Annotated in this window: 13 protein-coding genes; 7 read left to right on the forward strand and 6 right to left on the reverse strand. The window is 61.4% G+C overall.

The window, feature by feature from the left end:
* Window positions 1–435 precede the first annotated feature (435 nt).
* The 3 genes from AC5LXK_RS27185 to AC5LXK_RS27195 all read left to right on the forward strand — a co-directional run bounded on the left by AC5LXK_RS27185 (window position 436) and on the right by AC5LXK_RS27195 (window position 5,237).
* Window positions 436–1,110, forward strand: a complete 675-nt coding sequence (locus AC5LXK_RS27185; protein ID WP_493391750.1) for a hypothetical protein — start codon at window positions 436–438, stop codon at window positions 1,108–1,110.
* A 177-nt stretch (window positions 1,111–1,287) separates the two neighbouring features.
* Window positions 1,288–3,399, forward strand: a complete 2,112-nt coding sequence (locus tag AC5LXK_RS27190) for an ATP-dependent nuclease (protein WP_493391751.1) — start codon at window positions 1,288–1,290, stop codon at window positions 3,397–3,399.
* Window positions 3,396–5,237, forward strand: a complete 1,842-nt coding sequence (locus AC5LXK_RS27195; protein WP_493391752.1) for a UvrD-helicase domain-containing protein — start codon at window positions 3,396–3,398, stop codon at window positions 5,235–5,237. Before AC5LXK_RS27190 ends, AC5LXK_RS27195 begins: the two co-directional genes overlap by 4 nt.
* A gap of 84 nt (window positions 5,238–5,321) precedes the next feature.
* On the opposite strand, the gene AC5LXK_RS27200 is transcribed toward AC5LXK_RS27195, so the two are convergent.
* Window positions 5,322–5,789, reverse strand: coding sequence for a transposase (locus AC5LXK_RS27200; protein ID WP_175997984.1), 468 nt, complete (start codon window positions 5,787–5,789; stop codon window positions 5,322–5,324).
* Window positions 5,790–5,923: 134 nt separating this feature from the next.
* Between AC5LXK_RS27200 and AC5LXK_RS27205 the strand changes: the two genes are divergently transcribed.
* Both AC5LXK_RS27205 and tsaD read left to right on the forward strand, forming a co-directional pair.
* On the forward strand, window positions 5,924–6,169 hold the full coding sequence (locus tag AC5LXK_RS27205) for a helix-turn-helix domain-containing protein (protein ID WP_080294477.1): 246 nt from the start codon (window positions 5,924–5,926) through the stop codon (window positions 6,167–6,169).
* Between the two features lie 402 nt (window positions 6,170–6,571).
* Window positions 6,572–7,612 (forward strand): tRNA (adenosine(37)-N6)-threonylcarbamoyltransferase complex transferase subunit TsaD, encoded by a 1,041-nt coding sequence (gene tsaD / locus AC5LXK_RS27210; RefSeq protein ID WP_493391753.1) that lies wholly within the window; start codon window positions 6,572–6,574, stop codon window positions 7,610–7,612.
* Between the two features lie 87 nt (window positions 7,613–7,699).
* Here tsaD and folE2 read toward each other — a convergent pair whose 3' ends face one another.
* From folE2 to AC5LXK_RS27230, 4 genes are all read right to left on the reverse strand, one after another.
* The gene (gene folE2, locus AC5LXK_RS27215; RefSeq protein WP_006486446.1) at window positions 7,700–8,509 is read right to left on the reverse strand and encodes a GTP cyclohydrolase FolE2; all 810 of its coding nucleotides are present in this window, start codon (window positions 8,507–8,509) and stop codon (window positions 7,700–7,702) included.
* Window positions 8,510–8,663: 154 nt separating this feature from the next.
* Entirely contained in the window at window positions 8,664–10,568 is a 1,905-nt protein-coding gene (gene dxs, locus AC5LXK_RS27220; protein ID WP_493391754.1) for a 1-deoxy-D-xylulose-5-phosphate synthase, read from the reverse strand.
* 81 nt (window positions 10,569–10,649) lie between these two features.
* Window positions 10,650–11,534, reverse strand: a complete 885-nt coding sequence (locus tag AC5LXK_RS27225; protein WP_493391755.1) for a polyprenyl synthetase family protein — start codon at window positions 11,532–11,534, stop codon at window positions 10,650–10,652.
* The gene (locus AC5LXK_RS27230) at window positions 11,531–11,824 is read right to left on the reverse strand and encodes an exodeoxyribonuclease VII small subunit (protein WP_011355806.1); all 294 of its coding nucleotides are present in this window, start codon (window positions 11,822–11,824) and stop codon (window positions 11,531–11,533) included. Before AC5LXK_RS27230 ends, AC5LXK_RS27225 begins: the two co-directional genes overlap by 4 nt.
* 270 nt (window positions 11,825–12,094) lie before the next feature.
* Between AC5LXK_RS27230 and AC5LXK_RS27235 the strand changes: the two genes are divergently transcribed.
* Window positions 12,095–13,201 carry an aromatic ring-hydroxylating oxygenase subunit alpha gene (locus AC5LXK_RS27235; RefSeq protein WP_493391756.1) on the forward strand — a complete coding sequence of 369 codons (1,107 nt, stop codon included), beginning with the start codon at window positions 12,095–12,097 and terminating at the stop codon, window positions 13,199–13,201.
* 117 nt (window positions 13,202–13,318) lie between these two features.
* Window positions 13,319–14,188 (forward strand): sulfurtransferase, encoded by an 870-nt coding sequence (locus AC5LXK_RS27240; protein ID WP_493391757.1) that lies wholly within the window; start codon window positions 13,319–13,321, stop codon window positions 14,186–14,188.
* 52 nt (window positions 14,189–14,240) lie between these two features.
* Here the strand turns inward: AC5LXK_RS27240 and AC5LXK_RS27245 are convergent, their stop codons facing one another.
* Window positions 14,241–15,116, reverse strand: coding sequence for a dienelactone hydrolase family protein (locus AC5LXK_RS27245; RefSeq protein WP_493391758.1), 876 nt, complete (start codon window positions 15,114–15,116; stop codon window positions 14,241–14,243).
* Between the last annotated feature and the right edge of the window lie 214 nt (window positions 15,117–15,330).

Genomic DNA, 15,330 nt, shown 5'->3' on the forward strand with positions numbered 1-15,330 from the left:
ACAACCGAACAGCTTGCCAGCGGCCTCTTCCGGAGGGTGACATCCCCTCCACCATTGAAACCTGACCGGCCGTAAGCAGCACCGGTAGCGATCGCTCACCATCTCCGACAACTGATTGGATGGCAAACTTCGAGCAGTCCCACTTAGGCCACTGGTAACCTCGGGCTACTTTTCCCGGCCACATTAGCACACTCCGCCGCCCCACCTGCAACTGCGATCCTAATGATGCAGCAGCCACTTCATTTCGCTATCAAGACTTCAGCCATATACTACGCCTTCGTTTCGGAGCCGAGTATCACGATTTCGATTTTCTGGCAGTGCGACTCTACCGCGATCACCACATCGCGAGTTCACTCGTGGTGAGTTGCGGCTGGAGCGTCACTTATATAAGTCTCAAAGAATTTTTTGACTCATCTCAACCCCTGGAGCATTGTAGTGGCGACACTAGCTGAACTTGCCAGCAAGTTCGATCTGAGTAGTCTTTCAGCCGACTGGATGGAGACATCCATGTGGGGATGCATAAAGACACGCACGGAGCCCGTCTCCGCTCGTCAGTATCTGAGATTTGCCGAACATGACATTGAGGAGGGCGACACCCCACGGCATCTTGTAAATGCGCTCACCAACGCGAAACGGGCGCTACATCTCCGCATGGAGGACACTTGCAATGGTTTCGGTTTCGAGAAGCTTGGCGGCTCACGAAGTTTTCCCAGCATGGTCAACTTCATTTCATCGCTTGGCATTACCGCTCCACGCTTGCTCGTTCGACTCAACAAGCTGAGGAATGAAGTCGAGCATGACTATGTATTACCTAGCCGCCAGGATGTCGAGACATTTCTCGACGTGGCGAGTCTGTTTGTCGCCGCCACCGACAGGTGGGTAGATAGGCAACCGTGCGAGGCCGGGAGTTATGGGGATACGGGATCAGTCGTCGGAGGCATTGAGTTGACGACGATGAGTTTTGACTGGGGGCTCGGAACTGTAAAGCTGGACTTCAGGGAGGTCGGCTCAGGACGGATGGGCCCATATGTGACCACAGAGTTTCATATTCCATCCGATGAATTCTTTGTCTGCGCCAGATTCGCCATTGAATTGGACAGTGTGCGTTGACTGCCAGTAAAGACGTGAGAAAATCGGTACCGGCATTTTGAACAGTGGGTACGCACCGGTCGCTGGCAAAAGACCAGCACTTAGAAATCACTCCAGCAGACCGGATGCAGAGATCGGCAAGTACACCGCACTCAAGGCACCCGAAAAATCACACGAGAAATTACTTGAGAGAGCACCATGAAACTTCAGAAAGTTGTGATCCGCAATTTTCGGCGCCTCGAGAATGTGATGATCGACGTCGAAGAAAAGGAGACGCTGTTCGTAGGCCCCAATAACAGCGGCAAGACTTCCGCCACCGCTATCTTCCGTGCCTTTCTCGGTGGACGTGAGTTCAAGATCCATGACTTCTCGGTCTCGCGCGTTGCAGATTTCGACCGCTTTGCCGAAACAGGCGACGTTGATAACCTCCCCGAGATCGGCCTCGATCTCTGGTTCGAGATCGATCCCAACACCGTCGCTTTCGGCCGCGTCTTCACCCTGCTTCCGAAACTGTCGGATTTCACACAAGTTGGCTTTCGCCTGCAGTTCGGCATCGACGATGCCAAGAAACTGCGTGAAGAGTATTTCGTGGCGTATCCTGCCGGCGATGACGGTCGGCGCGCTCGCGGCCTTTTTCAGTACCTCGCCACTGACACAAACCTCCACCGCCATGCTACAACGCGCTATGCCTCGCTTGAGGCGGTGGCGGGAGATGGCGGCGAAACTGCTATCGTCGCGACCCCGCTGGAACCAGATGAGGGGAAACGGCTCGTGCGCCAACTGGTGCGCGTCGAGTTTGTCGATGCCCAGCGCAACATCAACGATGATGACAATAGTCGCAGTAACCGTCTCTCTGCCGCCTTCGCTTCCTTCTACCGCAAGAATCTCGACCAAGCTGAATATGCCGCTGAAGCGCACCGGGTTATCGACCAGAATAACGCGGACCTGACTCGGCATTATGAGAAGCAATTCGCCCCGCTGATGGACCTCATCAGGGGGCTTGGCGTGCCATCGGTCAACGACCGTGAACTGAAGATCATATCCTCGCTCAGCCCGGAAAGCGCTCTGCGCGGCAACACCGAACTCCTCTATGTCGATCCTGGGCGACAACATGAGTTGCCCGAGCTTTATAACGGCCTTGGTTTCAAGAACTTGATCTATATGGCGATCCAGGCCCGGCACTTCCATTCACAGTGGCTCGCCACGGCGGACAGCCGACCGCTCTGCCTGTTGATTTTCATAGAGGAGCCGGAAGTCCATCTCCACGCTCAAGTCCAACAAAGTTTCATCACCAATATCTGGAGCGTGATCGAGGCCTCCGCCAAAACCGCCGGTCAGCCAACGCTCATGCCGCAACTCGTCGTCACCACCCATTCCTCTCATATCCTCGATGCGGTGGATTTCGAGAAGGTGCGCTACTTTCAGCGCTGCCATCTTGGTGGAGAAGCGGCACAGGACGGCATCCGTAACGCGTCCGATGTTCGCAGTCTGCGCGCATTCCAGCCTGAGGCCGATGTCGTCGACGGTGTGGCGATCACGCCTGAGAATACGCTATCGTTCCTGAAGCGCTATCTGCGGCTCACACACTGTGATTTGTTCTTTGCTGACGCGGCAATCCTGGTGGAAGGCGCCGCCGAAAAGCTGCTGCTGCCTTCGATGATTGAAATTTCGGCGGTACGCCTGCGCACTTGCTACCTAACCATCCTCGAAGTGGGAGGGGCCTATGCGCACCGCTTTGAAGGGCTGCTCGAATTTTTGCGTATCCCGTATCTCGTCGTGACAGACCTTGATTCCGTTGAACCAACGGGCTACCCAACCACGTGCCGCGCCGACGTCGCGGGTGCACGAACCTCGAATGCTTCGCTAAAAAAGCTCTGTGGGAAGAGCACAGTGGCCGAGCTAATTGCAATGTCACCCGCCGACAAGATCCACACCTCCAAGGATCGCTGCATCGCCTTCGAGGTTGGTGTGCAAGTTAGCGAAGGCGGTGCTCAACTCGAGATGATTCCGCGTACGCTCGAAGAAGCAATCGCATATGAGAATTTTGTGTTGCTTCGCACTGAGGCTCTGTCTATCGGCAAAGATATCCCGTCAAACCTTTCCGAGGCCTACACGGTTATCTACGAGCGCATCAGCTCTAAGGAATTCAAGAAGACGGAGTTCGCGATGGACCTGCTCGCGACCAAATCGCGTTGGACGGTGCCCACCTATATTGCCGAGGGTCTGCGCTGGCTCGAGCTCCGACTGCGCGGTGGGCAGGCACCCCAGCACCCACAAGAGGCTACGCCAGAGGCAGGAGTAACCGTATGAGCAGCAAGGTAGAAACGCAGGCCGACGTCGACGTGCGCGCCTGTATCGACGGACATCATAGCTTCGCGCTAGTCGCAGGCGCCGGATCAGGCAAAACGACGTCGCTCATCGACGCTCTAGCGCGAGTACGGGAGCGCGAGGGCCGGCAGCTGCGACAAAATGGTCAACACGTTGCCTGCATTACCTTCACCAAGCGTGCGGTCGAAGTAATTAAGGCCCGCCTGGGATTTGACGAGCTTTATCTGGTCTCGACGCTGCACAGCTTTCTATGGGGCCAAATCGGCCGTTTCAACGACGATATTCGCGCAGCGCTGCGCGAGGCGCGGATCCCGACACTAATTCAAAAGGAGCGTGACAAGGACAATGGTGGCAATAGTCGCGCAGCGACTGATGCACGCGCAAAGGTACTTCGGTACGAGCAGGATTTAACCGAGCTCAATTCGGTCCGGACCTTTGTCTATGACGACGCCCAATGGGGTGACTATTCGGCAGGCCGGCTCGGGCATGACGACATCATCGAAATCGCCGCCCATCTTTTCGAACACAATGCGACGTTTCGGCGGATCATCGGTCTTCGATTCCCCTATATCTTCGTCGACGAAGCGCAAGATACCTCCCCGGGCATCGTCACAGGCCTCAATATGGCTTGCAGTGGCGATGGACTCCCAATCGTCGGTTATTTTGGTGACCCTTGGCAGCAAATCTATGACGGCAGCGCTGGGGAATTCGCGCCTCCCCTTGGTGGCAAACCGATCACTAAGACTGAGAACTTTCGCTGCTCCAAGAGTGTCATCCGCCTCCTCAATGCCTTCCGATCCGACGTCGAACAGTATCCCGCGGGCGAAAATAAGAATCGTGAGGGCAGCGTTCTTTTCCGGTTAGTCCAAGCGGAAAAACCAGAACTGCCACGCAACCGCTACTCCGAGGACCAGATCACCCGCGCGTTAGCCCGAATGGACGCCGCGATAGCGGACTGGGGCTGGGTAGAGCGTGACGATGTGATCAAACTGTTTCTGGCTAACCAGATGATCGCGCGCCGAATGGGCTTCGCCGAACTCAATCGCCTGTTCAACGGTCCCTATGCGTCTACTCGCGCAGAAGAGGCATTCGAGGCGGGCGAGCATTTTTTGATTCGGCCGCTCACCGATATCGTCTATCCGCTCGTTGCCGCTCGTGCCGTCAATGACAACCGCGCCATCGTCGATATTCTTCGCCGCAACAGCCCTGCCTTCGCTGCCGACGGGATCAATGCAGAGAATACGCTCAAGGCGATGATCGAGACATCTCTAAGCCTAGTTGAGCAGCTCGAAGTGCTTTGGGCATCGGCGTCAATCGGCGAGATTTTGCGGTTCTGTGCTGCGAAGCAGATCATCCCAGTTTCGAACAATCTAAGCGAGCAGCTTGATCGTGCTCCACACAATGAGGATTATGTCGAAGAATTGCATGTCCTCGATAAGGGCGAATGGCTCGCCGATGCATTGTTCGCGATGAAGCCAAATGAGATTGCCGCTTATGCTTCCTTTATTGCCAAAAATTCAGCCTACAGCACCCAGCACGGCGTTAAGGGAGAAGAATACGCCAAGGTGCTGATCGTGTATGACGATGTCGAAGCCGCTTGGAATCTCTACAATTTTGGCAAGACGCTGACGCCCGTAACGGCCGGCGAACCCACAGATGGGCAGCGAAACAGAGGGCAGCGGCTTGCTTATGTGTCTTTCTCGCGGGCGCTTGAAGACTTACGGGTGCTGTTCTTCACCTGCAACCCGGACGCGGCACGGCAGGAATTGATCGACCGAAAGCTGGTGACCGCAGAACAAATCGAGATTGTGCCCACTTAAGTGTGACCACGTATCAGCGGATGAATACCCTCGGGCCTCCCTCAAATGAAGGCCCTTGCGAGTCTGTCACACGAGCAATTGAAGTTAGCCCGCCTGTTTTGCAAAGTATGCCGCAGCTTTTTCTAACATATCCCTCTCTTCAGTTACCCGTATCAACTCAGCTCTGAGCCATTGAATTTCCGACGAACTCTCGAGACCAACGGCTGCCTCAGATTGCTGCACATGTCGCTCCCGGATCCAACGATGCAGACTCCAAGCCGACACACCTAACCTTGCAGCAACCTGCTTTACGGAAGCACCAAGCTCCACAACTTGCCGCACTGCCTCTGCCCTGAACTCTTGCGTATAGCGCTTTCCGTTTGGAAGTTTTCTGCGCGTCTCCTCACGAGCTCGCGGTACGTGCACCACGCTAAAAAGATCCAGATTGTGCGCTCCTTGGTGCTGGGAGAGCACTCGCTCAATCGCTATCAACACTTTTGAGGATTCCGAGGCACGATCATGTCGATTCGGAGATGACGCGCTACCGCGCACCGGACGTGCGGTGTCTTTCATAAAACAAAACGAGATAGGGAAGCGGGCCTAGTCGGAGCAGCAGCAAGTTCTGAACTGCCTCCCGATCGAAGCCATGCGAGGAATGGGTCGTAAATGCCGTGGCCAACATGGGATGATAACCGGACGATACCCGGATGGAAAGGGTATCTGGACGAAACGACGCGGAAGCACGCCTCAAAGCGTTGGGACGCTCTATTCGAGCTCGTCGGGAAATCCTTGAGATCTCACAAGAGTCACTCGCACACCTCGCGCAAATCGACCGAAGTCACATGGGGAAGATCGAACGAGGCGAGCGAAACGTAACGCTCCTAAATCTCGTCAAGATCGCCGGAGCACTCGCGTGCAAGCCGTCTGAGCTACTTCAATCTGCGGGGCTTTAGGCCACCGCGTCGCCATGTCTGCGCCACCAGTCACTCTTGGCTAGTCCAGCCAAACACAGCACAGCCACACTCACCCACATTTCCGCCTCGTGCTCCATCAACACTTCATCGGCGTGACATTTTGAGCGAGGATGAACGATGCCCGCCTAGTCCCTCCGGTAAAGGAACGTACACGCTGATGCACGAGCGTACGACCGGCGCGCGCCGTTGAGCGACACGGCCGGTCGCCGCTATAATGCATAAGACCCTACCTAACGAGTTAGGAAGGTTCCAGAAGCGTTATACCTGCCCGGCATCGGGCCCGGGCCGCCGCCAGCGACGGCCGGCCCTCGCCTGCTATACTTTACGGTTACGTTGACCTTCCTGCGGCGCGTCCGACCCGGCGCGCCCTGCCCGTTACCCATGCTCGTTCTCGGCATCGAAAGCTCCTGCGACGAAACCGGCCTTGCGCTCTATGACACGCAGCGCGGCCTGCTCGCGCACGCGCTCCATTCGCAGATCGCGATGCACCGCGACTACGGCGGCGTCGTGCCCGAACTCGCGTCGCGCGACCACATCCGCCGCGCGCTGCCGCTGCTCGAGGAAGTAATGGCGCAAAGCGGCACGCGTCGCGACGACATCGATGCGATCGCGTTCACGCAGGGCCCCGGCCTCGCCGGCGCGCTGCTCGTCGGCGCGAGCATCGCGAATGCGCTCGCGCTCGCGTGGAACAAGCCGACCGTCGGCATCCATCACCTCGAAGGCCATCTGCTGTCGCCGCTGCTCGTCGACGAGCCGCCGCCGTTCCCGTTCGTCGCACTGCTGGTATCCGGCGGCCATACGCAACTGATGCGCGTGACGGACGTCGGCGTGTACGAGACGCTCGGCGAAACGCTCGATGACGCGGCCGGCGAAGCGTTCGACAAGACGGCAAAGCTGATCGGCCTCGGCTACCCGGGCGGCCCGGAAGTGTCGAAGCTCGCCGAAACGGGCACGCCGGGCGTCGTCGTGCTGCCGCGCCCGATGCTGCATTCGGGCGATCTCGACTTCAGCTTCAGCGGCCTGAAGACGGCCGTGCTCACGCAGATGAAGAAGTTCGAAGCGGCGAAGCTGGAAGGCGAAGCGCTCGAACGCGCAAAGGCCGACCTGGCGCGCGGCTTCGTCGATGCGGCCGTCGACGTGCTCGTCGCGAAGTCGCTCGCCGCACTGAAGAAGACGAAGCTCAAGCGCCTCGTGGTCGCGGGCGGCGTCGGCGCGAACCGCCAGTTGCGCGCGGCGCTGTCTGCTGCCGCGGCCAAGCGCGGCTTCGACGTGCACTACCCCGATCTCGCGCTCTGCACCGACAACGGCGCGATGATCGCGCTCGCGGGCGCGCTGCGGCTCGGCCGCTGGCCCGAGCAGGCGAATGCCGACTACGCGTTCACGGTGAAACCGCGCTGGGATCTCGCGTCGCTCGCACGCTGATTTCCCGATACATCGCCGCCCGCAGGGCAACAAAAAGGCCGCTCGTTCGAGCGGCCTTTTTCATTGGCGCGGCAAATCGCCGCGGCGTTATGCAGCCTGGCGCTTGTCGCGCTCGATCAGTGCATACGCGCTGTGATTGTGGATCGACTCGAAGTTCTCGGCTTCGAGCACGTAGGCGACCACACGCTCGTCGGCGTCGAGACGCTGCGCGACGTCGCGCACGAGATCCTCGACGAACTTCGGGTTCTCGTACGCACGCTCGGTGACGAACTTCTCGTCCGGACGCTTCAGCAAACCCCACAGTTCGCACGATGCCTCTTCTTCCGCGATGCGGATCAGCGCCTCGACCGGCAGGTCCGCCGCGAGCTCGGCATCGATCGTCACATGCGAACGCTGGTTGTGCGCGCCGTACTGCGAGATCTTCTTCGAGCACGGGCACAGGCTCGTCACCGGCACGAGCACCTTCAGGAACAGGCGCGTGTCGCCGTTGCGGCTTTCGCCCGCGAGCGTCACTTCATAGTCGAGCAGGCTCTGCACGCCGGACACCGGCGCCGTCTTGTTCACGAAGTACGGGAACGTGACCTCGATGCGGCCGGCCTCGGCTTCCAGCTTCTCGAGCATCGACGCGAGCATCGCGCGGAAGCGCTCGACCGTCAGCGGTGCACGGTTCTCTTCGAGCAGCGCGACGAAGCGCGACATGTGCGTGCCTTTCTGGTCCGCAGGCAGGCGGACGTCGAGGTTCCAGACGCCGACGGTCGGTTGCACGTCACCGCTTTCGGTACACACCGTCAGCGGATGCCGGACCGCCTTCACGCCCACGCGCTGAATCGGAATCTGACGGGTATCCACCGTGCTCTGCACGTCGGGCATCACGAAGGCGGGATTCATCTGGTTCATCTTGTTCAATCCTTGTAAGCCGCGCGTTCGACGACGCGCACGCCGCATCACGCGGCAGCCGGAAAAGCAACATGGGCCCGCAGGCCCATGTTTTCCGCATCAATGAAGACCGGTTGCGCCAGTCGCACCGGCACCGCCCGCAGGCGGCGCCAGCTTATGCGACTCGCTTTGCCTGACCGGCGACATCGGCCGCCGGATTCAGAAAGCGTTCGCGAATCGATTTCGCGATGCCCGCGCCGTCGAGGCCGCATTGCGACAGCAGCTTCGCGGGGTCGCCGTGATCGATGAACAGGTCAGGGAGGCCCAATTGTAGTACGGGTCGGATAACCCCACTCTCCATCAGGGCTTCCACGCAGGCCGAGCCCGCGCCACCCATCACGCAGCCTTCCTCGACCGTCACGAGGTAGTCGTGCGTTTCGGCGAGCTCGCGCACGAGTGCCGCATCGACCGGCTTCACGAAGCGCATGTTCGCGACCGTGGCGTCGAGCTCCTCGCCTGCGACCAGCGACGGTGCGACCATCGTGCCGAACGCGAGGATCGCGACGCGCTTGCCTTCCGGCTGCGACGTCTGGCGACGCACTTCACCCTTGCCGACCGGGATCTCGGTGAATTCCTTCACCGTCGCCACGCCCGTGCCCGCGCCGCGCGGATAACGCACCGCGGTCGGGTTCGGCTGCTGCAGCGCCGTGTGCAGCATCTGGCGGCATTCGTTCTCGTCGGATGCGGCCATGATCGTCATGTTCGGGATGCAGCGCATGAACGCGAGATCGTACGCGCCCGCATGCGTCGCGCCGTCCGCGCCGACGAGGCCCGCGCGGTCGATCGCGAACACGACCGGCAGGTTCTGCAGCGCGACGTCGTGGATCAGCTGATCGTAACCACGCTGCAGGAACGTCGAGTAGATCGCGACGACGGGCTTCAGCCCTTCGGTCGCGAGGCCGCCCGCGAACGTCACCGCGTGCTGCTCGGCGATGCCGACGTCGTAGTAGCGATCCTTGAAACGCTTCTCGAACTCGACCATGCCCGAGCCTTCGCGCATCGCGGGCGTGATGCCGACGACGCGCGTGTCGCGCTCGGCTTCATCGCACAGCCACTCGCCGAACACCTGCGTATACGTCTTCTTCGCGGGCGTGGTCGACGGCTTGATGCCTTCGGCCGGGTTGAACTTGCCGGGGCCGTGATAGAGCACCGGATCGGCTTCGGCGAGCTTGTAGCCCTGGCCTTTCTTCGTCACCACGTGCAGGAACTGCGGACCGCGCAGTTCACGGATGTTCTGCAGCGTCGGGATCAGCGAATCGAGATCGTGACCGTCGATCGGGCCGATGTAGTTGAAGCCGAACTCTTCGAACAGCGTGGCCGGCACGACCATGCCCTTCGCGTGCTCCTCGAGCTTGCGCGCGAGTTCGAGCACCGGCGGCGCAACACTCAGCACGCGCTCGACGCCTGCACGCGCAGCCGCGTAGAAGCGGCCCGACATCAGGCGGGCGAGATGGCGATTCAGCGCGCCGACCGGCGGCGAAATCGACATGTCGTTGTCGTTCAGGATCACGAGCACCTTCGCATCTTCCGACACGCCCGCGTTGTTCATCGCCTCGAACGCCATGCCGGCGGTCATCGCGCCGTCGCCGATCACGGCGATCGAGAAGCGGTCGTCGCCGTTCAGCTGGCTGCCGATCGCCATGCCGAGCGCGGCCGAGATCGACGTGCTCGAGTGCGCGGTGCCGAACGTGTCGTATTCGGATTCGCTACGACGCGGGAAGCCCGAGATACCGTCGTACTGGCGCAGCGAATGCATCTGGTCGCGGCGGCCCGTCAGGATCTTGTGCGGGTAGGTCTGGTGACCCACGTCCCAGACGATGCGATCGTTCGGCGTGTTGAACACGTAGTGCAACGCGATCGTCAGCTCGACCGTCCCGAGGTTGGACGACAAGTGGCCGCCCGTCTTCGACACGCTGTCGAGCACGAACGCGCGCAGTTCATCCGCGAGCGGTTGGAGTTGGCGACGATCGAGGCGGCGCAAATCCGCCGGGTCGTCGATGGTTTTCAGCAAGTCGTACATCGTCGTTCCATTGTAGGAAATCAAACGCGCCCGCATTCTGTTGCACGCACCGTAGCGTGTGCGCGGCGGCGGGCTTTCGCGTCAGCTGACCCGGTTCACTACCAGGTCGGCAAGTTCGGCGAGACGCTGTGCGCGTGCGCCGAACGGTTTCAGCGCGTCGTGCGCTTCGGCGCGCAGTTGCGCTGCCAGCTCGCGCGACGCCTCGAGGCCGAGGATCGATACATAGGTCGGCTTGTCGTTCGCCGCATCCTTGCCGGCCGTCTTGCCGAGCGTCGCCGAATCGGTCGTGACGTCGAGAATGTCGTCGACGACCTGGAAGGCCAGACCCACGGCTCCCGCGTATACATCGAGCGCGGCCATCGCTTCCGCCGAAGGCGTCTCGCCGGCCAGTGCGCCCATCCGCACGGTCGCGCGCAGCAATGCGCCCGTCTTCATCCGGTGCATCGTCTCGAGCTGTTCGCGCGTCAGCTTCAGGCCGACGCTCGCCAGGTCGATCGCCTGCCCGCCGGCCATGCCGAGCGAGCCGCTCGCGAGCGCCAGCTCGCGCACGAGCGCCGCCTGCTGCACCGGCGACAGCGCATCGGCGTCGGTCAGCGCCACGAACGCCTGCGACTGCAGCGCGTCACCGACCAGCAGCGCCGTCGGCTCGTCGTACTGCACGTGCACGGTCGGCTTGCCGCGACGCAGCGCGTCGTCGTCCATGCACGGCATGTCGTCGTGCACGAGCGAGTAGACGTGGATCATCTCCAGCGCCGCCGCTGCCGCGTTGCGCGCCGCTTCCGTCGCGCCGGTCAGTTCGCCTGCCGCATGGCACAGCAGCGGGCGAACGCGTTTGCCGCCGCCGAGGACCGCGTAGCGCATCGCCTCGTGCAGTTTCTCGGGCATCGCGGTTTCCGCGGGCAGATAGTGGCCGAGTGCGTCTTCGACACGGTCAAGCACGGACCGCATCCATTGTTCGAATGTCATAGATCGTCGTCTTCGCCGTCCGTGGCGGCCGTTCCGGACGAAAGCGGCTTCAGCGTCGCGCCGTCGAGCACGCGAACCTGCTGCTCCACTTTCTCGAGCTGCTGTTGGCAAAACGCAACGAGGGTCGCACCGCGGCGATACGCCGTCAGTGAATCCTCGAGGCTCAACGCGCCGCCTTCCATCCGGGCAACCAGCGTCTCGAGTTCCGCGAGCGCCATCTCGTAATTGTCCGGCAACGGTTCGGTGCCATTGCCGGGCGGCGTGGCGCCTGGGGATGCGGTTTTCGCCATGGACGAGGGTGTCAAATTTCAAAACAAGTCGGACATTCTACGGCAAAAGAGAATTTTCCGACCTGCCGTCTTGGACACCCTCCCTCAATTCCGGCCCCATCTCCCACGCACAGTGTGCGCCTTCCCATTGGCGCCCGACAAAAAATTGACACAAATCAGGCACTTAATCCTAGCCTTGCGAGGCGAACCGGGTATAATTCCCCGTTTCCCTAAATCGATTTTTCGATGGTTGGGTTGTTCACTGCTTTCACGCTAACACCGGGAGTGGGAATGTCCAATCTGAGCGACGCGCTTCAGTTGAAGTCGGCTCACAGCCAGCTTCCAGTCACTGCATATTTCGATGAGGCGCTACTCGAGCGCGAGATCGAAACCCTCTTCAAGAAAGGACCTCGTTACGTCGGGCACGAGTTGATGGTGCCCGAGGCGGGGGATTATTTTGCGCTGCCGTCCGAGAAGGAAGGCCGCGTGCTGGTCCGCAACCCGACGAACCAGATCGAACTGCTGTCGAACGTCTGCCGGCACCGGCAGGCGATCATGCTCAACGGGCGCGGCCACACGCAGAACATCGTGTGCCCGCTGCACCGCTGGACGTACGACCTGGAAGGCGAGCTGCTCGGCGCACCGCATTTCCCCGACAAGCCGTGCCTGAACCTCGGCAAGAGCCCGCTGCAGAACTGGCAGGGGCTGCTGTTCGAGGCCGAAGGCCGGCATGTCGCGCGCGACCTCGCCAACCTCGGCACGAAGCATCATTTCGACTTTTCGGAGTACCACTTCGATCACGTCGAAGTGCACGAGTGCGATTACAACTGGAAGACGTTCATCGAGGTCTACCTCGAGGATTACCACGTCGTCCCGTTCCATCCGGGCCTCGGCAGCTTCGTGTCGTGCGACGATCTCAAGTGGGAATTCGGCGACTGGTACAGCGTGCAGACGGTCGGCGTGCACAACGCCCTCGCGAAGCCGGGCAGCGCGACTTACCAGAAATGGCACGAGCAGGTGCTGAAGTTTCGCAACGGCGTGCCGCCGGAGTTCGGCGCGATCTGGATGGTCTACTACCCGGGCCTGATGATCGAGTGGTATCCGCACGTGCTCGTCGTGTCGTGGCTGATCCCGCGCGGGCCGCAGAAGACGACCAACATCGTCGAGTTCTATTACCCCGAGGAAATCGCACTGTTCGAACGCGAATTCGTCGAGGCGGAGCGTGCCGCCTATATGGAAACGGCCGTCGAGGACGACGAGATCGCGATGCGGATGGACGCCGGCCGCCGTGCGCTGATGGCACGCGGCGAGTCGCAGGTCGGTCCGTATCAGAGCCCGATGGAAGACGGCATGCAGCACTTCCACGAGTTCCTGCGCCGCCAACTCGGCGATATCTGACAGCCGGTGCGGCGCTTTGACGCCGCACCGCATCCGGCAGACGAAAAGACGGGCTTCGGCCCGTCTTTTTTTGTTTAGACTTGGAGTGTCAGGCCATTTGCACTCCAGGGAGTCGTCATGCCACACACTCATTACACCACGCTCATCTCCGCCGCCAATCTCGCCGAGCGCCTGGCCGCGGCACCCGGCAGCGTCGCGCTGTTCGACTGCCGCTTCGATCTCGTCGATCCCGCCGCGGGCGAAGCGGCCTATGCGGCCGGCCACCTCCCCGGCGCGCACTACCTTCATCTCGACCGCGATCTGTCAGGCCGCAAGACGGGCACCAACGGCCGCCACCCGCTGCCGACCCGCGACGCGCTCGCGACATTGCTCGCCAGCCGCGGCCTCAAGCAGGGCCAACAGGTCGTTGCATACGACGCACAAGGCGGCGCCTATGCGGCTCGACTGTGGTGGCTGCTGCGCTGGCTCGGCCACGACTCGATCGCTGTGCTCGACGGCGGCCTGCAGGCCTGGGAAGCAGCCGGCGAACCGCTGACGACCGACGTGCCGCAACCGGCCGCCGGCGACTTCCGCGCAGCAACGCCGCTCGAATCGACGGTAGACGCGGCAGCCGTGCTCGCCAACGTGTCGTCGCCCACGCGCATCGTGATCGATGCACGCGCACCGGACCGCTATCGCGGCGAAAACGAAACGATCGATCGTGTGGGCGGCCACATCCCCGGCGCACGCAACCGCTTCTTCAAGGACAACCTGAGCGCCGACGGACGCTTCAAGACCGGCCACGAATTGCGCGAGGCGTTCTCCACCGTGCTGGCAGGCACCGAGCCGAATCGCGTGATCCTGCAATGCGGCTCCGGCGTCACCGCGTGTCACAACGCGCTGGCACTGGAAGTGGCAGGCCTGCACGGCGCATCGCTGTACCCGGGTTCATGGAGCGAATGGAGCGCCGACCCGTCGCGACCGATCGCAACCGGCCCGACGCCGTAAGCGGCCCCGACACAGCAGTGACGAAGCGGCGGCATGGGCCGCCGCTGGTCGTTTACATCACGCCGAACTTGTGGAACCACTCGATCGCGCGTTTCCAGCCGTCCTCGGCATCGGCCTTCACGTAGCTCGGCCGGTAGTCGGCGAAGAATGCGTGACCGGCATCCGGATAGACGACGATCTCCGATTCGCGCGCGAGCTTCGAATCGCTCGCCTGGATCGCCTTGCGCATGTCCGCGAGCGATGCTTGCGTGATGTTCTGATCCTTCTCGCCGTACAGGCCGAGCACGGGCACCTTCAGCAACGACGCATGATCGACCGGATTGAACGGCGTCATCTCGTCGGTCTTGCCCTCGACGAACCCGTACCACGCCACCGCCGCACGCACGTGCGGATTGTGCTCGGCATACAGCCACGCCTGGCGGCCGCCCCAGCAGAATCCCGTCACGCCGAGGCGCGTGAGATCGCCGCCGTTCTTGCCGGCCCAGGCGACGGTCGCGTCGAGATCCTCCGTGACCTGCCGGTCCGGCACCTTGCTGACGATGTTCTCGACGAGCGCCTGGATCGTCGGATACTTGGCCGCATTGCCCTGCCGTGCGAACAGGTCGGGCGCGATCGCGAGGTAGCCGAGCTTCGCGAAGCGGCGGCACACGTCGGCGATATGCGCATGCACCCCGAAGATCTCGTGGATCACGATGATGACCGGCAGGTTCGTCTTGTCGACCGGTTGTGCGCGATAAGCCGGCACGCTCGAATCGCCCGAGCGGATCTCGATGGTGTCGACGTCCAGCCCCGCGCTGTCGGTCGTGACCGTCTGCGCGGACACGGGCAGCACGGCCGCCGCGAAGGTGCCGCCCAGCGCGGCCTGCATGAACTTGCGGCGCGAGAACGGAACGTGGGGGACCAGGCTGTCGACTTCGGGTTTCAACATGAATGCACTCCTCGATTGGGTGCCGCCGCCATGATTCTGGATGCGGATGACGGGGCATCGCGCCGGCGCACGGCGCGGATGTCGCGGCGGTTGGCACCCCGCCGCAAACGGAAACCCGGACAAGATGCCCAATAATCCGTTGTCGCGTCAACTGTCAGATGTGTAAGACTCGATTACGGCGCGTTGCTCCGGTCGCTTCGAGCCCGGCGCAAAC

Source organism: Burkholderia pulmonis, assembly GCF_984667975.1.